The organism is Photobacterium aquae (assembly GCF_001029445.1).
Classification (GTDB): Bacteria; Pseudomonadota; Gammaproteobacteria; order Enterobacterales; family Vibrionaceae; genus Photobacterium; species Photobacterium aquae.
This window is the reverse complement of the sequence record NZ_LDOT01000002.1, coordinates 650131-673417: the sequence shown is the minus strand read 5'-3', so window position 1 is coordinate 673417 and position 23287 is coordinate 650131. Positions and strand designations below refer to the sequence as shown.

The following is a 23287-nucleotide window of genomic DNA, read 5'->3' as shown; positions in this document are numbered from 1 at the left end:
TCATTTTTGACTCTGTATTTTTGTTTTTATCGTGAGGGATCACATTTTTGTTATTGGTATTGGGCAAATAAAAAACCGGTGCTATGCACCGGTTTGGGCTTTGGCCAAATGCAAATTAAGCATTCATAATCTGCTGAATTTCGCTGACTGACAAGTGATACTGGCGCGGGCAGTTGCGCCATGTTTGCAGCATGCGACGGTATTTGTCCAGCATCGGTACCTGGCTGTTGAACATGTGCTCAGTCTTGTCGAATTGTGGGTACAGCCCTTCGTCTTCAGTCAGGAAGCGAACGTAGTGTACTAGCTGGGCTTCGGTTGCGGCATCAAAGCCAAGGAAGTTCAGGCGGCGCTGGTCAACTTGCTGTTGCTTGTCGGCATCCAGCATTTTGTAGGATTCCTGCATCGCGTGGTACATTTCCATAAAGTCGATAACCTGGCGGCAATCTTGCTCAGGCAGGTCGCCGAAATCTTTGGCGAGCTCGCGCATTTGTAGTCCGTATCCGCGTTCCACGATTGTTTGAAGGCGACGGTACTTTTCTGCATTTTCCGGTGTCAGTTTTGACATCAGGTAGTACTGGTTAGAGAGGATCAGGCGTTGCGCGTTTGTCATTTCCATAATGATAGGCCTTTAATATTTATTGAGCTGGATTGAGATTAGCAGGTTGGTTACAAAAAAAATTGATCTGGTTACGACTTGCCGACTCTTTTTTGCCAAAAAACACTAATCGGACAAACTCTGTCCAGAAGTGCAGGCATTAGTGGCTCTAGCAATCTATTACCCATAGTTATTACATGGGATTATGCTTGCTACGGGTAGGGTTATCTGTTATGAGGCACGAAATGCTAGTGCCAGTTTTATTGGGTGGGGGGACTGGCTTTTTTAACGCGAGAAAAGGCGCAATTGTGCTTTCAGGATGAGGTTGGAATGGCGTGCCGATGATGGCGATAACAGCCGTTGTTGCACCTCGAGCCTGCGATGATAGGGATATTTGCGGTAACAAACAAACGATATGGTGTTTTTTTCTGCGGTTGGTGCGGGGTATCTTGCACTTACCGGGCGGAGTCCTTACTCTCCTTCCGCTAATATTGCACGAATATTTCGTGCCCACTCGCAAATTGCGCGAGAATCCCCGTTTTTTTCATTCATACGAACAAAATGCTGCTGGGAAGCAAGGATTCAAAGCAGAAGGAAAACGAGTGCATTGGGTGCCTGTTTTATTGCAGGCTGAAGTGTACCTAGGTTGTATTTCCGGTGCTTTGATTTGATCGATAGCCTGTTGTGATAGCAAAGGGCTGGAGACAGTACGCCTAATTGTTTTTATGAGTAATCTATGCAAGTTCTTTCTAGCCTGATCGGTGTTGTGCTACTGATCGCTTTGGCTTTCCTGCTCTCCGAGCGACGTAATCGTATTAATTGGCGTACCGTTTTCGGGGCTTTGGCCATCCAAATGACGTTTGCCGCGATTGTGCTGTATAGCCCGTTTGGCCGTGAAGCCCTATCCTCATTTTCTGACAGTGTCCAGCAAGTGATCAATTACAGCCATGACGGGATCAGTTTCCTCTTTGGCGGTTTGGTCTCTGACCGTATGTTCGAACTGTTCGGTGGCGGCGGTTTTGTGTTAGCCCTGCGGGTACTGCCGGTTGTGGTGTTCTTTTCCGCATTGGTCTCGGTGCTTTATTATCTGGGTATCATGCAGTTCATTGTTAATACCCTTGGCCGAGCACTGTCTCGCCTGCTAGATACAAGTCGCCCGGAGTCGATCTCGGCTACTGCCAATATCTTTTTGGGTATTTCCGAAGCGCCTCTGACGATCCGACCTTATCTGTCGACCATGACCCGCTCGCAGTTGTTTGCGGTGATGGTTGGTGGCATGGCATCGGTAGCGGGTTCGGTACTGGTGGGGTATGCCCAGATGGGGATCCCGCTAGAGTATCTTCTGGCCGCGTCGTTTATGGCAGCACCGGCTGGCCTGATGATGGCCAAGCTGATGATTCCAGAGACTGAAGATACCAGCACATGTACCGGCGATAATAGCGAAGATGAGGATCGTCCGGCCAATGCCATTGATGCCGCCGCTCAGGGGGCGACACAGGGAATGCGGGTGGCACTGAATATCGGTGCGATGTTGCTGGCATTCGTTGGCCTTATTGCAATGATCAACGGGATGCTATCACTGGTTGGCGGTTGGTTCGGGATGCCGCAATTGAGCCTTGATTTGGTCTTCGGCTACTTGTTCTTGCCATTTGCCTATATGGCCGGGATTTGGGATTTTGACGCCGCACAGCAAATGGCGGTGATTTTCGGTACCAAAACGACCATCAACGAGTTTGTCGCCTTCTCTCAGTTGGCACCATTGATTACCAGTGGGGCGCTAGAGCCTCGCGTGGAAGCGATTATTGCGTTTGCGTTGTGTGGCTTTGCGAACTTTGGTTCGATTGCGGTGATGCTGGGCAGTATGGGGATGATGGCACCGAACCGTTATCATGAGATAGCCACTCTGGGCGTACGCTCGTTGGTGGCGGCAACCCTCGCCAACTTGCTCAACGCGACGGTGGCAGGATTGTTTATCAGCCTCGCCTTGTAATTGTTTTAGATAGAGAAAACGCCAGCAGTCGCTGGCGTTTTTTTTACGTTATCGATGCGTGGTAACGCGTGTTTTAGCTTAGGCCAATAATATTGCCGTCTTCGTCCAAATCCAGAGCCAGATAAGCCGGCTTTTCAGGTAATCCAGGCATCGTCATTACGTTGCCGCATAGGGCATAGACGAAACCGGCCCCAGCGCAGAGTTTGAGCTCGCGGATCGGAACGATGAAATCGCGAGGAGCCCCTTTCTGGGCCGGGTCATGGCTGATGGAAAGGGGGGTCTTGGCCATACAAACCGCAAGGTTGTCGTGGCCTTGAGCCTTGAACTGGGCAAGTTGCTGCTTGGCAAGTTCGGAGAGTTCGACCCCTCGGCCGCCGTAGCCGACTTCGGCAACGGTCATCAGCTTCTCTTCCAGCGTTTGTGATAGGTTATAGAGCGGCTTGAAGTTGGCGGGTTGCTGGCAGGCACGAACGACAGCGTCGGCCAGCTCTACGGCCCCTTCGCCACCCTTGCCAAAGGCCTCGCTAATTGCCACCTCTACAGGGGTAGCAAATTGCTCGCCTTCAATCATGCGCTTTAGGGTCGTCAGTTCTTGTTCTGTATCCTGCGGGAAGCGGTTGATCGCCACTACAACAGGTACCCCATAGCGGGCGGCATTGTTGATGTGCCATTTTAGATTGGCAAAACCGGCATCCAGAGCTTTGCTGTCAGGTTCGAAGATCGCATCTGGTAGTGCTTGTCCCGGGCGAAGATCGTAGAGACCCGAGTTGGCTTTTAGGCCGCGCAGGGTGGCAACGACAACGGCACAGTCCGGTCCGCGACCGGCTTGCTGGGCCTTGATGTTACAGGCTTTCTCAAAGCCCATATCCGAGCCAAAGCCGCCTTCGGTGACGGTGAAATCGGCCAGCTTCAGGGCAATACGATCGGCAATGATCGATGAGTTGCCGTGGGCAATATTGGCAAATGGGCCGGCATGGATCAGCGTCGGTACCCCTTCGAGCGTTTGCATCAGGGTCGGCTCGATAGCCTCGCACATGGTGACAGCCATCGCCCCTGCTACTTGCAGATCCTCGGCAGTGACAGGGTTGCCGTCAAGATCATAAGCCAGTACGACACGACCGATGCGCTGGCGCATGTCAGCCAGATCATGCGACAGGGCCAGAATGGCCATCAGCTCGGAGGCCGCCGAGATCTCAAAGCCGTCCTCACGTTCGATTCCGTTGATATCTTTGCCGGGCTCGTTTTTGCCGACAGTGATCATCCGTAGGGCACGATCATTATGATCCATGACTCGCTTCCAGACGATACGGTTGATATCGATGCGCAGGGCTTTTAGTCCCGTTTTTTCGCTGAAGGCTTCATAGCCGTGGCGCTGTTCATGGTAGAGGCGCGCATCCAGTGCGGCAGCGGCAAGGTTATGGGCGGCCGTAACAGCATGGATATCGCCCGTTAGGTGGAGGTTGAGTTTCTCCATCGGCGCAACTTGGCTGTAGCCGCCGCCAGCGGCACCGCCTTTCACGCCGAATACCGGTCCCATCGATGGCTGGCGGATACAAGCTATGACGGAGCGATTAATTTTAGCCAGCCCTTGGGCCAAACCGATGGTGGTTACTGTCTTGCCTTCGCCAAGCGGTGTCGGCGTAATTGCGGTGACGACGATCAGTTTGCCTTCTTGGCGATCGGCCAGGCGCTTGAGTACGGCTGGTTTGACCTTGGCTTTGAGGGTACCTTGTGGCGTCAAGTCCTCGGCCAGTAGGCCTGCCTGTTGGGCGATAGTCTCGATAGGGGTTAATGTGGTATCACGGCAAATCTCAATATCACTTTTCATGGTGCACAATAACCTCGCTGCGTATCATGTAAAATATTGCGGAAATCATTAAATTCAGTTGGCGCAATCGTTTGCTTTTGGTTTATACCATAATTTTATTATGCGTATATAGCGAATTTCCGAGATAAGTGCGGTGATTTTGTCTTTAATCAATAGCCACGTCAATCTGTGGTTGATGGGAGAAGTGAATTTGAAAGCTTAAGTTCTCGGAAGTGGTTGTTATTCAGTGAGAGAGTAAAAGGAGAGCGTTGGCTCTCCTTTTGGATCGGGGTATGGAGGTTAGAACATCACTTTGGCATTGGTGTAGCTGCTGATGATCTCTTTGACTTTTTCCATAGTTTCTTTGGATGGCGGGCTCACGCCTGTTAGTGGGTAGTCAAAGCCCATGGCTTCCCACTTGTGCTCGCCGAGCTGGTGATACGGCAGCAGTTCGACCTTCTCGATGTTGTCCATGTCTTTGATGAACTCGCCTAGCAGGTGGGCGGAGCGCTCGTCGTCGGTGAAGCCAGGCACCACAACATAGCGGATCCAGGTTTTCTGGCCACGCTGGTGCAGGTAACGGGCAAAATCCAATACGCGTTTGTTCGGCACGCCGACCAAGTTCTGGTGGATTGAGTCATCCAGTTGCTTCAGATCGAGCATGACGAGATCGGCAGCATCCAGCACTTCGTCGACGACCTCAGTGTGCTTGCGGATGTAACCGTTGGTATCTAGGCAGGTGTGGATTCCTTGGGCCTGTGCGGCACGGAAGAAATCTCGAACAAATTCGGGCTGCATCATGGCTTCGCCACCAGATGCTGTTACACCGCCGCCAGAAGCGTTCATGAAGTGACGGTAAGACGTGGCTTCCTTCATCAGTTCATCTACGGTGATTTCTTTCCCGTCATGCAAGTCCCAAGTATCGCGGTTGTGGCAATACTGGCAGCGCATCAAGCAGCCTTGCATAAAGACAATGAAACGGATACCCGGACCATCGACGGTCCCGCAGGTTTCAAAAGAGTGGATTCGGCCTGTTACTGACATTACATCGCTTCTCCGCTTTGGGCGTGTTTTAATTGTTATTTTATTACAAAAACAGCCCTCAAAGTAGAGGAAAACGCACTAAAAAAGTAAGGATACTACGTTTTACGTGCTTCAAATTTGGGGTTTGGCGATACCTATCCATGGTGGTGGATAGAGGTGTGAGCAATGGATGGGGGAGAGGTATAAAAAAAGCCGATCGTTTCCGATCGGCTTAGTATCATTTACTGCCAGCAGGGCAGTTTCACTGAGGACTCTAGATTATAGAGAAGCAGTGAAAGTACGAGAGATAACGTCGCGCTGCTGCTCTGGAGTCAGAGAGTTGAAACGCACAGCGTAGCCCGATACACGGATAGTTAGCTGTGGGTACTTCTCTGGGTGCTTAACTGCATCTTCCAGTGTTTCGCGGTTCAGAACGTTAACGTTCAGGTGCTGGCCGCCTTCGATGCCTGCTTCGTGGTGGAAGTAGCCATCCATTAGACCCGCTAGGTTAGTTTCTTGAGTATCAAGATCTTTACCTAGTGCGTTTGGTACGATAGAGAAGGTGTAAGAGATACCATCTTTAGCGTGTGCAAACGGTAGTTTACCAACAGAAGTCAGTGAAGCTACAGCGCCTTTCTCGTCACGGCCGTGCATTGGGTTAGCACCTGGTGCGAATGGAGCACCTGCGCGACGACCGTCAGGCGTGTTACCAGTCTTCTTACCGTATACCACGTTTGAAGTGATAGTTAGGATAGACTGAGTTGGGATCGCATCACGGTACATCTTGTGAGTACGGATCTTGTTCATGAAGCGCTCAACTAGGTCACAAGCGATGTCATCTACGCGAGCATCGTTGTTACCAAATTTAGGGTAGTCGCCTTCGATTTCGAAATCGATCGCGATGCCGTCTTCGTCACGAACTGGCTTAACTTTAGCGAACTTGATTGCAGATAGTGAGTCAGCTGCAACAGACAGACCTGCGATACCACATGCCATAGTACGCTTAACGTCACGGTCATGTAGAGCCATTAGCGATGCTTCGTAGCTGTACTTGTCGTGAGAGTAGTGGATAGCGTTCAGTGCGGTCACGTACTGAGTTGCTAGCCAATCCATGAAGTGGTCTAGGCGATCCATAACGTCTGCGTAGTCTAGGTACTCAGATTCGATTGGAGCAGTCTTAGGACCAACCTGCATCTTCAGCTTCTCGTCCACACCGCCGTTGATTGCGTAAAGCATAGTTTTCGCAAGGTTAGCACGTGCGCCGAAGAACTGCATTTGCTTACCAACAACCATTGGAGATACACAACATGCGATCGCGTAGTCGTCAGAGTTCATGTCTGGACGCATTAGGTCGTCGTTTTCGTACTGGATTGAAGACGTATCGATAGATACCTTCGCACAGAACTTCTTGAAGCCTTCAGGTAGCTGCTCAGACCATAGAACAGTGATGTTCGGCTCTGGAGAAGGACCCATAGTGTATAGGCTGTTTAGGAAACGGAAGTTAGTACGAGTAACTAGCGTACGGCCGTCAAGACCCATACCACCCATTGACTCTGTTGCCCAGATTGGGTCGCCAGAGAACAGCTCATCGTACTCAGGAGTACGTAGGAAACGAACCATACGTAGTTTCATTACGAAGTGGTCGATCATTTCCTGTGCTTGAGCTTCAGTGATAACGCCGTTTGCAATATCACGCTCGATGAACACGTCTAGGAACGTAGAAGTACGGCCTAGAGACATTGCAGCACCGTTCTGAGACTTAACAGCAGCTAGGTAGCCGAAGTAAGTCCACTGGATAGCTTCTTGTGCGTTAGTCGCTGGGTTAGAGATATCGCAACCGTATTTCGCAGCCATTTGCTTGATTTGACCTAGTGCACGGTGTTGCTCGCAAATTTCTTCACGAAGCTGCATGGTCATTTGAAGATCTTCGCCCTTCTCAAAACGCTCTTGTAGCGAAGTGAATTGTGCGAATTTGTCTTTCATCAAGTAGTCGATACCGTATAGAGCAACACGACGGTAGTCACCGATGATACGGCCACGGCCGTAAGCATCTGGAAGACCAGTCAGTACGCCAGACTTACGGCAAGCTAGGATATCTGGAGTGTAGATATCGAATACGCCCTGGTTGTGCGTCTTACGGAATTCAGAGTAGATTTTCTTGATTGTAGGGTCTAGTTCACGGCCGTAAACTTTGCAAGAACCCTCGATCATACGGATACCACCGTTAGGGATCAAAGCACGCTTAAGAGGAGCGTCAGTTTGAAGGCCTACGATAGTCTCAAGATCTTTGTTGATGTAACCAGCATCGTGAGCAGTGATTGTAGATACAACGTCAGTATCGAAATCAACAGGAGCGTGAGTCGCGTTTTCCTGTTTGATACCTTCCATTACAGCTTCCCAAAGTTTAGCTGTAGCAGGAGTTGCTTCTTTTTCTAGGAAAGTACCGTCACCCTCGTAAGGAGTGTAGTTCTTCTGAATGAAGTCGCGAACGTTTACTTCGTTCTGCCAGTCGCCAGCGGCGAAACCTTCCCATGCTTTAGCAAATTGCTCTGCCATTGTATACCTACCTATCTCTATGTCAGTAGAAAAATAATTGTGTTATCGACGTCGTAAACTTAGTGGTGGCCTTGGCCTTTAAGTTCCGGACGGCGATGGATAATCCAATAAGTCATACCAACCAGGAAGCCACCGCCAAGGATATTACCAATAGTCACTGGGATCAGGTTGTTAAGTACGAAATGACTTACCGTTAAATCAGCAAATTGCGATGGATCAACACCCGTCATCGCCCAGAACTCTGGTGTTGCGAAGGAGTGGATAACGATGCCCATCGGAATCATAAACATATTTGCAATGCTGTGCTCAAAACCGCTAGCTACAAACATAGCAACAGGCAGCAGCATTACCATAACTTTATCAGTTGCAGAACGACATGAGAATGTCATCCATGTCGCCAGACACACCATTAGGTTACAAAGCGTACCCAATACGACCGCTTGGGCGAAATTGTGATGAAGTTTGTGCTGGGCAATTTTCATAGCGTTGATGCCCCATTGACCGTTAGCACCCATGTGCTGTTGGGCAATCCAAATGCAAGCGACAAAGAAGGTGGCGCCAACAAAGTTACCGCAGTAAACGACAACCCAGTTGCGCAAAAGTTGAGGTGTCGTAATACGACCACTTGCACGAGCAACCGTTGTTAGTACTGATGAAGTGAAAAGCTCACCGCCGCAGATAACAACAAGAATAAGGCCTAGACTGAAAGCCATACCGCCGACGAATTTGGCCATGCCCCATGGCATGTCGCCAGCACCGGTGGTGACTGTCGTATAGAACACAAAGGCGATTGAAATAAATACGCCAGCAGTGATAGCAAGGAAGAAGGATTGTAGGGGGTTCTTCGTTGCTTTATAGACACCAACTTCTTCGGCTTTGTGCGCCATCGCTGGTGGCATGAGAGCGTCAAACGGGTTGTTTTCAGTCTTCACAGGTTTGCTCTTAAAAAGTTTAAATTTCAGCTGTCGGAATAATAGCAAATGAAGCCAGCCAAAAACTTGATTTAGATCATTGCGGTGAAATTATATAACAACTTTAGACCATTTGTTATAAGTCACACAAATGCAAGCTTATGATTTTATTGAATATAATTTTTTTGATAAACGCTAAATTTTTTTTAATGTAATTTAATTTCATCTCGTAAGGTGAAATTTACACTTTATGGTTATTTTTTCAAATTCAATGAGATAGTGAAAATTTGTCAGTTTTATTCTTTCAGCAGCTGAGAAAATAGTCATGATGGCTGAGATTTATTTGTTAGTTAAATGTTGATTTGGTGGTGGGAGAGGTGGTCGGATGTATTTAATTTACACAATGAAAAGAATGGTGCGCACCTTCGTGGCACCATTTTTTGTTCTTGCTGGTTTTAGGCAGGAAGGCAGATTGACGCTTCGCCTTAGCAGGCGTGGCGCATTTTTGCCTTTTGCAGTTTGTGGTACGACGCCAGCAGTTTCTGATGAGCCGGGAATTGCGCCATGCTCAGATCACCGGCGGTCAGGCCGTAGAAGCGAACGGTGCCCTCGATAGATCCCCAAGCCGCAGCGACGGTGTCAGCACCAAATAGGCGCTCGAATGCGGATTTGTATTGGGCTGGCTCGCGCTCTTCGTCCAGTGCCAGCTTCAGGCTGGTTACCAGACAACGGAAGAAGCAGGCACGCTCAGCGCTGTAAGTCGAGACGTTATAGTCCACGCACCAGCTGGCATGTTCTAGTGCTAGTTCAAGATCTCCGCCCGCTAGTGCCAGCAGGCATTTCAGCTCGCCGATACGCAGGGTCTGCCATGCGTCGCCGGCCTGCGGTACTAAGCCAATGATCTCGTACAGGCGGTTGAAGTCGTCGAAACCTTCTTCTTCAAGAATTTGGTACATCTCGGCGTATTGCTCGGCGTCCCACTCGACAGCAGGTAGTGCCAGCAGGGTCTCGCGCAGTTCCATTGCGGTATTGTTGTTGGCTTCGATCAGTTCTTCGACAGGGTAAATTTCTGACCAGCCCGGAACGATGATTCGGCAGCAGTCTACGCCAAGGTGATCGTAGTCGGCGATGTAGGCATCGGTGCCTTCGGCATGCAGAAGGGCCATCAGGTGGGTGAACTCTTCCTCTGAGGTGCCGCTGAAGTTCCAGTCGACGAATTCGTAGTCGGCGTCTGCTTTGAACAGATCCCAAGAAACCAGGCCAGATGAATCAATGAAATGGGTTTCAAGGTTGTGGTGGTCGCTGACCTCTTCGTTGTCGAACGATGGCTCAGGGAAAACATCAAGATCCTTAAGGCCTCGGCCCTGAAGCAGCTCGGTCACGGTACGTTCGAAGGCGACTTCGAAACGAGGGTGAGCGCCGAATGACGCAAAGGTGGTGTTGTTGCTCGGGTTGAACAGTACCACGCAGATCACCGGATACTTGCCACCCAGAGAGGCATCGTAGCTGTAGATCGGGAAGCCTTCGGCTTCGAGGGCGTCGATGGAGGCCTTGATCCCCGGGAAGCGCTCGATCACGCTGGCAGGAATTTCCGGCAGGCTGATGCTCTCGGCAATGATTCGGTTTTTGATCTTGCGCTCGAAGACTTCCGATAAGCCTTGGGTACGTGCTTCGGTCTTGGTGTTGCCGGCGGACATACCGTTAGATACATACAGGTTGCCAATGATGTTCATTGGGATGTAGACAGTTTCCTTATCGCTCTGGCGCTCGAACGGCAGGCAGCACACACCGCGTTCCATATTGCTTGACTGTAGGTCAACCAGATCGGTGCCCAGTAGCTCCATGGTCGGGTCGTAGTACTGGCTCAGGCGCTCGTCTAGAATGCCTTCTGGCGGCAGGTTGTCTTCAAGCTCGAGCGGGAACCATTTTTCGTTTGGATAATGAACGAACTCGCTGTCGGCAATCGCTTCGCCCAGATAGTAATCAGCGTAGAAGTAGTTGGTTGATAGGCGCTCGAAATATTCGCCCAGCGCAGAGGCAAGAGCAGCCTTTTTGGTTGCGCCCTTGCCGTTGGTGAAGTTCATCGGCGCGTCAGCGTCGCGGATGTGTACTGACCAGACGTTTGGAACAGGGTTTAGCCAAGAAGCTTCTTCGATATTGAAGCCAAGGTCTTTGAGTTTGTTTTGAAAACGCTCGATAGACTCTTCAAGCGCGGCGTCTTTACCCGGAATATAGGTTTTCATTATAGGTCTCGTAGAGAGTGTTGAGTGGCGCGAAGTATACCTGTCACACGAAATAATCCCAAGCTTCGCCCTATCAGATAAGTTGGCTGCCGCAGTGTGATCTGCGGCAGCATGAAGGGGCTATCGAGGGAGCTGGAATACCGCCAATTGATTGTTCTGGTTTTCCGCCTGTTGAGATAGGTGGTTGCTGGCTTCGGCCGTTTGGCTTATCCCGGCGACATTTTGGGAAATGATGTCGTTGATGCCGTTGATATTCATAGTGATATCGGAAATAGCCTGATTTTGGCCATTTACTGCCTGGGTGACCTCGGCATTGACTTGGCTGATGTGAGCCAAGGTCTGGCTGATCGTCGCCAGCTGGAGGTCCGTTTTTTCGGCGATTTCGCTATTGTGGCTGACTTTCTCCAAGCTGCCGTTGACCGCATCGACCACTGCCGACGACTTCTGTTGCAATTGCTCGATAATTGTCTGGATTTGCTGAGTCGAAGTCTGGGTCTTGGCTGCCAGTACACGAACTTCGTCGGCCACGACGGCAAAGCCTCGTCCGCTTTCGCCAGCTCGTGCAGCTTCAATCGCGGCATTGAGCGCCAGCAGGTTGGTTTGCTCGGAAATGCTGTCGATCACCGTGATCACTTCGCTGATCTTGATGCTTTGCTCGTTGAGGTCGAGAACCTGACAAGCCGTTTCGCTGAGTTGGGTTTCCAGCTCATCGGTCAGCTGGCGCGCCTGCTGGGCAATGTCGCTGCTCTCTTGTCCTAGGTTATATGCCTCGCGGGCTTGTTCGTCCGCTGTGCGGGCATGGCTGTCGACTTGCGCGGCAGTCGCGGCAAGCTCATTGACGGCCGTGGCAATCTGCATGACTTGCTGCTGCTGTTCTTGGCCATTGACTTCGCTTTGGGTCATTACCGCCGCCAGTTCGGTGGATGACGCGGCTACTTCGTCGCTGACCCCGCGTAGGGTGCGGATTATATTGGCGAGCTTGCCAATGGCATCATCCAGATTATGGCCCAGCTTACCGAGCTCGTTGCTGCCATCGATCCCTGACAGGCTGTCGAGCTTGCCTTCGGCCAGATTGCGGGTGGTCTCGGACAGGGTTGTCATCATGCGGCTAATTGCCCCGGCCATCAGGACGCTGATGCCGAGTGCCAGAATGGCGGCAATTGCAGTCGCCGTTAATTGGCTGGTTGTGACAGTTGAAAGCAGTGAGGATGTCTGCCCGCCCAGGGTTTCGGTGGTACGGATTGAATTGGCTAGCAGATCATTGATGATTGCTGTGTTTTCCCCTCCAATTTTAGTCATCTCACTCGCCATATTGTTGATTTGGCTCTGTAGCTCGATGATCTCACCCACTTGGCGCTTCCACTCGTTCCCGTTTTTGACCAGCAATTGGGTTTCCGGCCATTGACTGAAGCGGCTCATTTGATCGAGCAGCGACAGGGTCAGTGTCATGGTTTGCTGGGTCTCGGCCGGGTTCTGGCCCTTCACGCCAACGGCAAGGTGGTAGAGCATCAGGGCAGCAGTGTCTGACAGTTGTGCCAGTTCGCGTCCCCATAGGGCGACGTCGGCATCATTGTGGTTGTCGACAATGGCTTTGTGAACCGTGTTTATATCTGTGGTTAGCCAGCTGGTTGCGTCATAGATTGCCGTCATCTTATGGCGCTTTTCTCGTAGTTCGACAGAGATATTGACGTAACGGGTGTAGTTATTGAAAAAGCGGGTCAACTTCTGTTTGTTTTCTGGGGAAAGGGCACTGCTGTTTAGCGCCATTACCTGATTATAGCGTGCTTGCAGCTTGGTGAGGTTGCTGCGGTTGGTGTCCACCATTGCATCGAGGTGACTGTCAAAACCCAACCCGTAGATGGTTTTCATCCGGCTATTGTCGACAATTTCCTGAAGGGCACGCATGTGACGGTTGAACTGGATGTAATCGTTCACGTCATTGGTGTTTTCTTTTACACCTGCGAGGAGGTTCTGGTTAATCAGAAGTACTGCCGTAAAACAAAGAATGGCAAACCCTGAAGAGAGGGAAAGTAGGATATTAAGCGGAATATTTTTAATCGCGTGATTCATGTGTATTTATAGTAAATCCCGATGAAATATAAAAAAAAGACAAAACTGACAATTAAGTCTGTGAAAGTAGTAGTAAATTATGGCGGCGGATTATAGAAACAAAAAAACGTGATGACTAGTCATGGGGTAAAAGAAACTGACATAAGAAATGACATTTTTTGTCATTGTTAGAAGTGACAGTTATTGGCATTTCCCTATCGTTTTTAGTCATCCTTTTGATTCTTATTAGGAATTGTTTGTATGGATGGTGTGCTTACGGCCTGATTTGTTGTTTTTATGACCGTCATCCCATCTGATTCTGGCAGTGAGTGAAAGTCATCACAGTTAAACGGGTTACTCTGTAGCATCATAAGTTGGTCGGATGAGTTCCAACTAATTATATATTCTGGATAATTATTAATTCACATCCTTTTAGTCGGTATTGAGATAAATGGGCAGGCTAAAATGGAGGTTAAAGAGGGATACGATGAAAGCTACGATAGCATCTACGATTGACGCACTACGTGATGATTATATTGCCGCGGTGACGCGTTTAGTCGCTATGCCAAGCGTCTATCAGGACGATGACAGCGGAAAACCATTTGGCCAGCCTATTGATGACTGCCTGACTGAAACACTGAAACTGTGTGACGAGCTGGGGTTTGCAACTTACAAAGATCCTGAAGGGTATTATGGCTATGCCGAAATCGGTAGTGGCGAGCAGATGATTGGTATTCTCGGCCACTTGGATGTGGTGCCAGTGGGAGAAGAATCCGCTTGGCAGAGCCCGCCGTTCAGCCCTGAAATTCGTGATGGTCGACTATACGGGCGTGGGACTCAGGACGACAAGGGGCCGACACTGGCCGCGATGTTTGCTGTCAAGGCTCTGCTTGATAGCGGTATTGTGCTAAACAAGCGCGTCCGTTTTATTTTTGGTACCGATGAAGAAACCCTTTGGCGCTGTATCGGCCGCTATTTGGAAAAAGAAGAGGCTCCAAGCTGCGGTTTTACCCCTGATTCTGTTTTTCCGCTGATTTATGCCGAGAAGATGCTGATCCAATCATGGCTTCATGGCACGGGCGATGCCGCTGTCGAGCTATCGTGTGGCGGGGCGCTCAATGCGGTTCCTGAGCTTGCCCGGTATGTCGGCCCGTTATGGGAAGAACTGGCGGCGAAGCTGGATGAGCTTGGGTTTGATTTCACCGCCGAGGATGCAGAGGTCACGGTGTTTGGCAAGGCGGCCCACTCGGCCTCGTCCGATACCAAAGGGGTTAATGCGATTGCCCGTTTGTGTATGGCGTTGCGTGATATCGGGGTAACTCATCCGGCGGTGCGTTTTATTGCCGAGCAGGTCGGCGAGGATGCCAATGCCAAGGAGATTTTCGGTCCGGTTGAGGATGTGAGTGGCCGGCTGACCTTCAATGTGGCTCAGCTTGAGATCAACAGTGCGACCAGCAAGATCGGTATCGATATCCGGGTACCAGTGACCTTCGCTAAGGAAGATTTCGATAATGATATCTATGCCGTGGCTGAACAGTACGCGCTGCGCTATGAAGAGTTCGATGTGTTGCCATCCTTGTACGTACCGGCCGAAAGCCCGTTGATCCAGACATTGATGGCTGCCTATCAGGAGGTCACTGGCGATTGCGAGAGCCAGCCGATGACTTCTGGCGGTGCGACCTATGCCCGCGCGATACCCAATTGTGTGGCGTTCGGGGCGGTGTTCCCCGGTCGCGACAAAGTGGAACACATGCCCAATGAGTACCTAATCATTGACGATATGCTCAGGGCAATGAATGTGTATGCTAACGCGATATATCAATTGCAGGGAGTTGAGCTATGACAACCACGTCTGAGGCCGGCAAAATGAAACGTTCGTTCAAGATGCCCACGGTATATACCATCCTTTTTTCCATTATTGCTCTCGTTGCCCTGATGACTTGGGTGCTGCCCGCGGGTAAGTACGATTATGTCATCAATGGTACCCAGCAGGTGATCCCGGCTGCCGAGGTACTGGACTATAACGGGGATGAGCGTTTGTTGCCGGTTCCCGGCAGCTACCATGAGTTGGAGTCTTCGCCGCAGGGGGTGATTGATGTCTTGATGGCACCGATCAAGGGCTTCCACAAGGCGGTGGATGTTGCGTTGTTCGTATTGGTGATCGGTGGCTTCCTTGCCGTAACCATGCGTACCGGGGCGATGGACTCCGGGGTGGCGGCTATCGTTCGTAAGTTCCACGGTCGTGAGCAGTTGATGATCCCTGTCTTGATCACCTTGTTCGCGCTGGGTGGATCGACGTACGGGATGGCTGAGGAAACCGTGGCGTTTTGGGCGGTGATCCTGCCGGTGATGGCGGTTGCTGGTTATGACCGTATGGTCGCGGCCGGGATTATCCTGCTTGGCTCTGGGGTCGGTGTATTGGCATCAACCGTGAACCCGTTTGCCACAGGGATCGCATCGGGTTTTGCCGGATTGCCGATTGGTGACGGGATCGTGCTTCGGGTGATTCAGCTGGCCATTCTGATTGTATTGGCATCGTGGTTCGTGATGCGCTATGCCGCCAAGGTCAAGGCTGATAAATCCAATTCCGTGCTGGCTGATATAGAGTTCAACGACGAGTTCTCACATGTCAGCGAGGACACCGGTGAGTTCACCACCAAGCAAAAATGGACGATGGGGATCTTCTTCACGGCTTTCCTTATCATGATCTACGGTGTTATTCCGTGGGCTGATATGGGAATCACGGCGATCCCGACCATGTGGTGGTGGTTTGATGAGCTGTCAACGTTGTTCTTGGCTGCGGCGATTTTGATTGCTGTTATCAACCGTATGCCAGAAGGCGAGTTCATCAAGACATTCATCGAAGGTGCCAAGGACTTGATTGGCGTCGCCCTCGTGGTTGCCGTTGCGCGCGGTATTTACGTGGTGATGGACAACGGGGTGATTATTGACACCATCCTCAACTGGGCAGAAGGCGTTGTAACAGGCCTGTCTTCTGGGGTGTTTGTGGTCGTGACCTATTTCGTCCATATCGTCCTGAGCTTTTTCATTCCATCTACCTCAGGGTTAGCGACAGTGTCTATGCCGTTGATGGCCCCATTGGCGGACTTTTCTGGCATTGGCCGTGATTTGATCATCACAGCTTACCAGTCTGCCAGCGGTTGGATTAACTTGTTCGCACCGACTGCCGGGCATCTGGTTGCGGGTCTGGCCCTGGCCAAGATCCCATACGAGCGATTCCTGAAGTGGGTAATGCCATTTGTCGGTATGGTACTGGCAGTGACCGTCGTGTTGCTGTTTGTCGGTGCGGCGATGGTTTGATTGGTTGTTTGTTGATATCAGAGCGGGGCTGTGTCCCCGCTTTTTTGTTTCTGCTAATATCGAAATATTGTTGGGTGTTGAGATATCAAGGTATTGAGAGTCGTAGATATGGAATTGGAAGACGTAGCGAAGGCGCTAAAAGAGTTGGGCCACCCGACCAGACTGGCGGTTTATAAGCACTTGGTCAAGGCGGGGTACGATGGTTTGCCGGTGGGCAGATTACAAGAGGAGCTGGCAATTCCGGGGTCGACGCTATCCCACCATATTTCTGGATTGGTATCGGCAGGGCTGATTTGTCAGCAGCGCGATGGGCGGGTGCTGTATTGCGTTCCTCAGTATGAGGTACTTGATGCAGTGATCGGTTTTCTTCGTGATGAGTGCTGCAGTGCATCGAGTAAAACCGAATACCCATCAGAGTAAAAAACAGAATGAAAAAAACGGGCTGAGGCCCGTTTTTTGTTTTATGCCTTGGGGCGCAAGGAGAGAACGTGAAGCAGGCGCTCAGGGGTCTGCGGCCAGGCGAGCGGGCAGGCCACGGGGTTGTCTTTGCTATACCACCCCTCGAAGCGTTGCGTATTGTACTGGTAGAACTGGACCGTATTGTATAACGGGACCGTGATCTGCTTGCTGGCCGTTAGCTTATTGAGCTGGTGGATAATGTTCAATCGCTGTTGGGCGCTGTTGGCAATTGGGAACTCCGCCAATAGTCGGTCGATGTCGGGATCCTTGTAGAAGTGCATCGCATAGCGCGGGTATTGCGGGGCCTGATATGCACTGTTGAATGCGCTGTCGAAGTACTTGAATGGTGTTTGCCCTTGCGGGTAATTGGTCAATGACAGTTGGTAGTCGGCATTGCTCAGGCGTTGAACAAACTGATCGAAGTCGACTTCCTTTGGAATGACTTGAATACCAATATTGCCGAGCATCTCGCTGAGTAGTAGCGCGGTGGTATTGAAATCCGACCAACCACTTGGGGTCAGCAAGGTTAATGAGAGTGGTTTGCCTGAAGGAAGTTCTCGCCAAGCATCCCCGTTGGTATCGATAACCCCGAGCTTGTCGAGCATTTGCTGGGCAAGCATCGGATTGTAGGTCATGTAGGGAAGGTAGCGCTCAGTTACCATAGGATCGGCCCATGAGTGGAAGCGCTCGCTCATACCGGAGGCATAGCGAGAGGGACCGCCTTGGCCAAAGGCCGCGATATCAATCAGCAACCCCCGTTGGATAGACATGGAGATTGCTCTGCGAAAAGCCAGTGCATGAAATAGTGACTGTATTTCAGGATCGGCGGCCTTGAAGTTGAACATCAGGCTGATACTGCTTGCTGGTGGCAGCCAGTACTTGAAGTCGGGCGAATACGACGCATAGTTGCGTTCGATATCTGGGATGAAGCCGCCTGACCAGTCAAACTCCCCCTTGGTGATCCGGGCGATAAAGTCGTCGTTAGTGGCGACTTTGGGGAAACGCAGGCAGTCAATGTTGCGGTGGGATGCTTGCCAGTAGAAAGGGTTCGCACACTGGAGGTAGCCGTTTTCATTGAGCTCGCGTATTTCGGTGAACGGGCCCGTACCGACAGGCGTCGAGTTTAGGTAGCTGGAAAAATCGGTAACGGACTTCCATTGGTGTTTGGGCACGATGGGATTGAGCACCAACGTGTAGGCAATAAGCGCATTGGGCTGCTTGAGCTTGAAGTATATTTCGTTGGCACTGCGCTTTTCGATATGGGCAAGCCATTGGTTTACGCCAAAGGAGTCGAGCTCTGGATGCTTTTGGATGATCGAAAAGGAAAACAGGACGTCATCGGCGGTGAAGGGCTTGCCGTCTGACCACGTAACGCCTTCTCTAAGGGTGAAGTTGATCCCCAGAAGATCGGAATCCAGCCGGTATTTGGTCGCCAACCGATATTCCGGTTTGTTGTTTTGCAGGCTGTTGAAGATGATCAGCGGTTCGAAAATAAACTCATGAGTTGTCGGCATGCTGAATTTTGAGAAGGGGTTGAAATTGGCGACAATATGGTCTTTGTGCTCAGGGACGATAGTGAGAACGGTAGGCTTGGCAAAAGGGGCCCCCAGAGGGGTTGATAGGGCTGGAAATGCCAGTAGCAACGACGCAAAAAGACCGTATATGCTTTTGGTCGTGAGGAAAAAAAATCGATAACTCATAAACCTGCCTGAAAATATCGCTGCAGCCCACTATTAACGGCCTAAACTAACGGATGTCTAGGCGGTAATCAATGCTATATGGCCGTGAAAAACCATATAAATCTTAGATATATCCAAACTACCACACGTTGTTTGTTTCTGCGTACTTACTTCGGTGCGAGATCCCCTTGTAAGGTTTGGATATTTTCCTTGGATGGAATCCGCAGAGCCTATGTTGAATCCTGCACCTTGGAGTAACTTGGGTATATTATGGATATCGTGTTGTGGGGTTTTTTCGGTTGGGGTGTAAGTCGGCGATCACCGCATATTGTGACGGAGAAATGAAAGGAGTAATTATGAACAGATGGGTGCTAGCCGTTGCGATGATGTTCGTTTTCGGGGGCTCGTGCGTTCAGGCCAAGGAAAGATCGGTAGTACGTTTTGGTATCGAGGGGGCCTATCCGCCGTTTAGCTGGACCGAGCCCAACGGTGAACTCAGGGGGTTTGATGTTGACTTGGCCTATGCCCTGTGTCGGGAAATGCAAGTGCAGTGCAAGATCGTGGCCCAACCTTGGAATGGGATTATTGCATCACTGCTGGATCACAAATACGATGCCATTATTGCGGCAATGTCCATTACCGATGAGCGTAAGAAAATCGTTGATTTTACATCTAAATATGCACTAATCCCCAATCGATATGTCGCCGAGAAGGATGCAAAATTTGTATTCACCCCAGAGGGGCTCAAAGGGGTGAAAGTTGGTGTGTTGCGCGCTTCAACCCATGACCGGTACCTTAGTGATAACTTTGGTGATTCGATGGTTGTCACCCGCTATGGGAGCTTTGATGAGGCGTTTCTTGATCTCAAGGCCGAGCGTATCGCTATGGTTTTGGGTGACGCTGCCACGCTTGAAGATGGATTGCTAAATAGGCCGTGGGGGAGGGACTTTGCTTTCACCGGCCCGACCCTTACCGATCCTAAATGGTTCGGTGAAGGTTTTGGTATCGCGGTGCGCAAGCAGGATAGCGAGCTGAAAAACAACCTCGACCGGGCGATCGCGTCATTGCGCGAAAAGGGAATTTACCAGCAGATTGCATCTCGTTATTTTGCCTATGATGTTTACGGTTATTAGTGCTGTATCTGTTTTTGCAAAAACGCCGGCATTGCCGGCGTTTTCATTTTTTATGAGCCTGTGCCATGCAGGCACGGGTTAGCTGAAGGTTGACCAGATAGGGGCATGATCAGACGGTTTTTCGATACCGCGTAGCTCGTAATCGATACCTGCATCGGTACAGCGTTCAGCCAGTGATGGCGTGGCTAGGATCACATCGATACGTAGGCCGCGGTTGTCGTCGAAACCTTTAGAACGGTAGTCGAACCATGAGAACTGGTCGTCGGCATCGGGGTGAAGCTGGCGGAAGGTATCGATGAACCCCCAGTCAAGCAGGGTCTTAAGCCATTCTCGCTCGATAGGCTGGAAAGAACACTTGCCGGTCTTCAGCCAGCGCTTGGCATTGGCTGGGCCGATACCGATATCTAGATCAATCGGGCTGATGTTGATATCCCCCATGACGATCAGCTCTTCGCCGTTATGGTGGTGGCTGTTGAGGTAGGTCATCAAATCGGCATAGAACTTTTCCTTGGCTGGGAATTTTGTCTCGTGGTTGATATTGTCCCCTTGCGGGAAGTAACCATTGAGGATTGTTGTCTTGCGGCCATCTGCATGCGCGAAGGTTGCCATGATCATTCGGCGCTGGGCGTCTTCGTCATCGGTAGGGAAGCCCTTGCGAACCTCTAGAGGTTCTTGTTTGCATAGCATGGCGACGCCGTAGTGGGCTTTCTGGCCGTGAAAATAGACTTTATAGCCCATCGCTTCCACATCGGCGAGCGGGAAAGCCTCGTCATGGACTTTGATCTCCTGAAGTCCGATAACATCAGGCTGGTGCTTTTCAATCAGTGCCTGTAATTGGTGGAGGCGGGCACGAAGGCCGTTGATATTAAAAGAGATGACTTTCATTATAATTTTAGGTCCTTGGTTTTGTTGGCTTTATGACAAAATCAGTCGGCTGATAGTTGGTCTATTCTCGTACTATATCCAAGTTACCTCAAGATGCTCAGCCATAAAATGACTGAGCATGCTTAGAAATGCATCAAGACACTTTAAAGAATCTAAATTGTTGTTTGATGTCATTAGTCAAAGATGATGTCATATTATTACCGTCTGATACTTTATTTGCATTTGCTAAGCTTTCAAGGACGGTTATGTTGATTGCCTCCATTCTTTTTGAAATATCTAACGTAACCGAAGATTGCTCTTCTGCGGCGGTAGCCACTAATGTATTAATGTCTGAAAGTTCGATTATTTTCGATGATATTTCATTAAAGGCGGAAATCAGCTCTTCTGAAATCAATTTTGATTCATCAACAAGGCTGGCATTATCTCTCATCACGCTATCCGCTCTTTGAGATTGTTCTTGCAGTTTCAATATAATATTTTGAATATCGATTGTGGATTGCTGTGTTTTTCCTGCTAATGATCTTACTTCATCAGCAACGACGGCAAATCCCCGGCCTTGTTCACCTGCTCGAGCGGCTTCAATTGCAGCGTTCAATGCAAGTAAGTTAGTTTGTTCTGATATTGAGTTAATTACATCAATAACAGTGTTGATTTTTTCAGCATAATCTCTCAGTTCACCAACAATGATTACAGACTCAGACATTGCATTACTGACTTTATGTGAAATCTCTTCTGAGTGTTGTAATGTCTTAGTGCTTTGGCTGACTACATCTAATGTTGATGAGGTTACTGATTCGGCATCCGTTGCGTTTTTGGCCACTTCCGTTGCCGTGGCAGAGAGCTCTGTAGTTGCCGCAACAACTTGTTCAACCTCATGGATCTCTTTTTCTGCATTTATTTTGCTTTCAATGATAATGGCATTTATATTTTCTTGGTTGATATGAAGTTGTTCAATGGATTGGTTTGAAGTGCTAATTATTTTAGATATGTTATCCTGCATATTAATCAGTGACTTAGATATCAAACCTTGATTAATAAATTTAACATCACGGATATTGCCATTAGAGAATGATTGAATCTTTTCAACTAACAATGCTGGCTCTTCGCCAAGGTTTAATTTTATCTCGCGGTTTACAATCGTAATGACAAGCGATAAAAATACACATCCGATAGTAACCAGCAAGAGTACCAAGCCGATTAGCAGGCTTTCTATCATCTTTACGGAGCCAGTTTGGTTGGTAAAGGCAAATAAGATCAATTCATCACTAAGTTTTTGTTTTGAAACGCTAAATAATTCATTGTCTTGCGTCTCGTAGATATAGGGGTTATGGTCGACAGATTTGTATGCAGGTCTTTGTTCGTAGATGTTATTTTCTAACATTTCATGATTGTTAATATCGGTTGCGACAATTAATCCATCATTATTTGTAATGGCGTACTCCAAGCCTAATTTGTCTGGGATAAGACCACTTAATACTAAGTCTAATGCAAATACACCAACTACAGCATTATCCCTAACAATCGGTGCTGAAACAGTAACGGCTAGACCTAATGTGCCGTAATAAGGCTTGGTGACATTAATATTACGATTGCCTTCTATGATGCTGACAAACCATTCTCGACGTTTTTCGGCGGCATTAAAATTTTCAATCCAGCCGTTTGCAGCGTTACTAAACACCTTACCTTCTTTTGTGGCAAAGAAGACCTGGGTTAAGTTCTTATCTTCGGATTTTATTGCGTTGAGAAAATGTAATATCTTTTCTTCATTAAATGATGAGCCATTTAAAGGCAGTAGATTAGAGAACTGTTTTGCAGAATTTTCCTTCTCTGCTAAAAGTGTTGCATAAACAGTTGATATAACAGATACCACTTCATCATTACTTCTTTGAATGCTTTTCTCTTCCCAATAGTTGAGGTATTGATATGACGTCAGTAGGGAAACAGCAAACATAAAAGATAAAGCGATTAATATGGATATATTTATTTTTTTTAGCATGTGGGTGGTAATTCATTATTAATGACTAATCACACTGTAACATACAGTTTTAGTCTGTTGTGAGTGCGTATTTCGTTAATTTATAAATCGTCGTAATCAATAGACTGGATTGACAATTGATGGTGGGTAAATAGGTGAGACAAGACTAATCAGTAATGGGGGTAAATAGATAATAATATAATAAACAAGTTGCACTTAAATATTAAGGCATAGTTTTGAGGCAGAGGCTTTGTAAGTTTGAGCGCTTTGCTTGTGGGGGCTATGCTCAACAATATCTTTGACTTTTTCGATGAGCAAATATGAGACGAACACCTTGGATGAACAAGGTTCAAGGTGCAACATCAACATAGGATGAGGAGAGAGGAATGGGTGTTTTTTCTTGGATTATTCTGGGTTTGCTGGCCGGGGCACTGGCGAAATGGCTGATGCCCGGTGATGATGGCGGTGGCTGGATAGCGACGATGGGGTTGGGTATTGGCGGGGCGTTTGTTGGCGGCTGGGTTGGGGCGTTTATCGGCTTGGGGCCTGCGACAGGGGTCAACATTGGTAGTTTGGTGACGGCGACGCTGGGGGCATTTATCCTGCTATTTATCTATAACAAGTTTATTCGCTAGGTGAGAAAACGTTTCGGCGCAGTCAT

The 23287-nt window shown here is 49.3% G+C and carries 16 protein-coding genes; 6 read left to right on the top strand and 10 right to left on the bottom strand.

Annotated features, from left to right (window positions below):
- Nucleotides 1-115: 115 nt before the first annotated feature.
- Nucleotides 116-616, bottom strand: coding sequence for a YfbU family protein (locus ABT56_RS03570; protein ID WP_047877441.1), 501 nt, complete (start codon nucleotides 614-616; stop codon nucleotides 116-118).
- A gap of 715 nt (nucleotides 617-1331) precedes the next feature.
- On the opposite strand from ABT56_RS03570, the gene ABT56_RS03560 reads away from it, so the two are divergent.
- Nucleotides 1332-2585: a NupC/NupG family nucleoside CNT transporter gene (locus tag ABT56_RS03560; protein ID WP_047877439.1), complete on the top strand. Its 1254-nt coding sequence runs from the start codon at nucleotides 1332-1334 to the stop codon at nucleotides 2583-2585.
- 73 nt (nucleotides 2586-2658) lie between these two features.
- Here the strand turns inward: ABT56_RS03560 and ABT56_RS03555 are convergent, their stop codons facing one another.
- The 6 genes from ABT56_RS03555 to ABT56_RS23195 form a co-directional block, all read right to left on the bottom strand.
- Nucleotides 2659-4413, bottom strand: a complete 1755-nt coding sequence (locus tag ABT56_RS03555) for a formate--tetrahydrofolate ligase (protein ID WP_047877438.1) — start codon at nucleotides 4411-4413, stop codon at nucleotides 2659-2661.
- Between the two features lie 279 nt (nucleotides 4414-4692).
- A complete protein-coding gene (gene pflA, locus ABT56_RS03550) occupies nucleotides 4693-5436 on the bottom strand; it encodes a pyruvate formate lyase 1-activating protein (RefSeq protein WP_047877437.1) in 744 nt (247 codons plus the stop codon).
- Nucleotides 5437-5694: 258 nt separating this feature from the next.
- Nucleotides 5695-7971 (bottom strand): formate C-acetyltransferase, encoded by a 2277-nt coding sequence (gene pflB / locus ABT56_RS03545; protein WP_047877436.1) that lies wholly within the window; start codon nucleotides 7969-7971, stop codon nucleotides 5695-5697.
- Nucleotides 7972-8030: 59 nt separating this feature from the next.
- Complete coding sequence (focA, locus tag ABT56_RS03540; protein WP_047877435.1) at nucleotides 8031-8903, bottom strand: formate transporter FocA; 873 nt, start codon at nucleotides 8901-8903, stop codon at nucleotides 8031-8033.
- A 464-nt stretch (nucleotides 8904-9367) separates the two neighbouring features.
- Entirely contained in the window at nucleotides 9368-11125 is a 1758-nt protein-coding gene (ycaO, locus tag ABT56_RS03535) for a 30S ribosomal protein S12 methylthiotransferase accessory factor YcaO (protein WP_047877434.1), read from the bottom strand.
- Nucleotides 11126-11245: 120 nt separating this feature from the next.
- Nucleotides 11246-13195: a methyl-accepting chemotaxis protein gene (locus ABT56_RS23195; protein ID WP_053062370.1), complete on the bottom strand. Its 1950-nt coding sequence runs from the start codon at nucleotides 13193-13195 to the stop codon at nucleotides 11246-11248.
- 466 nt (nucleotides 13196-13661) lie between these two features.
- Here ABT56_RS23195 and ABT56_RS03525 point away from each other — a divergent pair, with 466 nt between their 5' ends.
- The 3 genes from ABT56_RS03525 to ABT56_RS03515 all read left to right on the top strand — a co-directional run bounded on the left by ABT56_RS03525 (nucleotide 13662) and on the right by ABT56_RS03515 (nucleotide 16915).
- The gene (locus tag ABT56_RS03525) at nucleotides 13662-15017 is read left to right on the top strand and encodes a M20 family metallopeptidase (protein WP_047877433.1); all 1356 of its coding nucleotides are present in this window, start codon (nucleotides 13662-13664) and stop codon (nucleotides 15015-15017) included.
- Entirely contained in the window at nucleotides 15014-16495 is a 1482-nt protein-coding gene (locus ABT56_RS03520; protein WP_047877432.1) for a YfcC family protein, read from the top strand. Before ABT56_RS03525 ends, ABT56_RS03520 begins: the two co-directional genes overlap by 4 nt.
- 108 nt (nucleotides 16496-16603) lie before the next feature.
- Nucleotides 16604-16915, top strand: coding sequence for an ArsR/SmtB family transcription factor (locus tag ABT56_RS03515; RefSeq protein ID WP_047877431.1), 312 nt, complete (start codon nucleotides 16604-16606; stop codon nucleotides 16913-16915).
- Nucleotides 16916-16956: 41 nt separating this feature from the next.
- Here the strand turns inward: ABT56_RS03515 and ABT56_RS03510 are convergent, their stop codons facing one another.
- Complete coding sequence (locus tag ABT56_RS03510) at nucleotides 16957-18654, bottom strand: ABC transporter substrate-binding protein (RefSeq protein WP_053062369.1); 1698 nt, start codon at nucleotides 18652-18654, stop codon at nucleotides 16957-16959.
- Between the two features lie 335 nt (nucleotides 18655-18989).
- On the opposite strand from ABT56_RS03510, the gene ABT56_RS03505 reads away from it, so the two are divergent.
- The gene (locus tag ABT56_RS03505; protein ID WP_047877430.1) at nucleotides 18990-19766 is read left to right on the top strand and encodes a transporter substrate-binding domain-containing protein; all 777 of its coding nucleotides are present in this window, start codon (nucleotides 18990-18992) and stop codon (nucleotides 19764-19766) included.
- Between the two features lie 78 nt (nucleotides 19767-19844).
- Here the strand turns inward: ABT56_RS03505 and xthA are convergent, their stop codons facing one another.
- Nucleotides 19845-20651 carry an exodeoxyribonuclease III gene (xthA, locus tag ABT56_RS03500; RefSeq protein ID WP_047877429.1) on the bottom strand — a complete coding sequence of 269 codons (807 nt, stop codon included), beginning with the start codon at nucleotides 20649-20651 and terminating at the stop codon, nucleotides 19845-19847.
- 133 nt (nucleotides 20652-20784) lie between these two features.
- Nucleotides 20785-22647 carry a methyl-accepting chemotaxis protein gene (locus ABT56_RS03495; RefSeq protein WP_047877428.1) on the bottom strand — a complete coding sequence of 621 codons (1863 nt, stop codon included), beginning with the start codon at nucleotides 22645-22647 and terminating at the stop codon, nucleotides 20785-20787.
- Nucleotides 22648-23012: 365 nt separating this feature from the next.
- Between ABT56_RS03495 and ABT56_RS03490 the strand changes: the two genes are divergently transcribed.
- Nucleotides 23013-23261 (top strand): GlsB/YeaQ/YmgE family stress response membrane protein, encoded by a 249-nt coding sequence (locus ABT56_RS03490; protein ID WP_047877427.1) that lies wholly within the window; start codon nucleotides 23013-23015, stop codon nucleotides 23259-23261.
- Nucleotides 23262-23287: the final 26 nt, after the last annotated feature.

Bases quoted from the DNA above. Each gene is read 5' to 3' on its own strand.
- ABT56_RS03570 (WP_047877441.1), bottom strand. From the start codon at position 616: ATGGAAATGACAAACGCGCAACGCCTGATCCTCTCTAACCAGTACTAC.
- ABT56_RS03560 (WP_047877439.1), top strand. From the start codon at position 1,332: ATGCAAGTTCTTTCTAGCCTGATCGGTGTTGTGCTACTGATCGCTTTG.
- ABT56_RS03555 (WP_047877438.1), bottom strand. From the start codon at position 4,413: ATGAAAAGTGATATTGAGATTTGCCGTGATACCACATTAACCCCTATC.
- pflA (WP_047877437.1), bottom strand. From the start codon at position 5,436: ATGTCAGTAACAGGCCGAATCCACTCTTTTGAAACCTGCGGGACCGTC.
- pflB (WP_047877436.1), bottom strand. From the start codon at position 7,971: ATGGCAGAGCAATTTGCTAAAGCATGGGAAGGTTTCGCCGCTGGCGAC.
- ycaO (WP_047877434.1), bottom strand. From the start codon at position 11,125: ATGAAAACCTATATTCCGGGTAAAGACGCCGCGCTTGAAGAGTCTATC.
- ABT56_RS23195 (WP_053062370.1), bottom strand. From the start codon at position 13,195: ATGAATCACGCGATTAAAAATATTCCGCTTAATATCCTACTTTCCCTC.
- ABT56_RS03525 (WP_047877433.1), top strand. From the start codon at position 13,662: ATGAAAGCTACGATAGCATCTACGATTGACGCACTACGTGATGATTAT.
- ABT56_RS03520 (WP_047877432.1), top strand. From the start codon at position 15,014: ATGACAACCACGTCTGAGGCCGGCAAAATGAAACGTTCGTTCAAGATG.
- ABT56_RS03515 (WP_047877431.1), top strand. From the start codon at position 16,604: ATGGAATTGGAAGACGTAGCGAAGGCGCTAAAAGAGTTGGGCCACCCG.
- ABT56_RS03510 (WP_053062369.1), bottom strand. From the start codon at position 18,654: ATGAGTTATCGATTTTTTTTCCTCACGACCAAAAGCATATACGGTCTT.
- ABT56_RS03505 (WP_047877430.1), top strand. From the start codon at position 18,990: ATGAACAGATGGGTGCTAGCCGTTGCGATGATGTTCGTTTTCGGGGGC.
- xthA (WP_047877429.1), bottom strand. From the start codon at position 20,651: ATGAAAGTCATCTCTTTTAATATCAACGGCCTTCGTGCCCGCCTCCAC.
- ABT56_RS03495 (WP_047877428.1), bottom strand. From the start codon at position 22,647: ATGCTAAAAAAAATAAATATATCCATATTAATCGCTTTATCTTTTATG.
- ABT56_RS03490 (WP_047877427.1), top strand. From the start codon at position 23,013: ATGGGTGTTTTTTCTTGGATTATTCTGGGTTTGCTGGCCGGGGCACTG.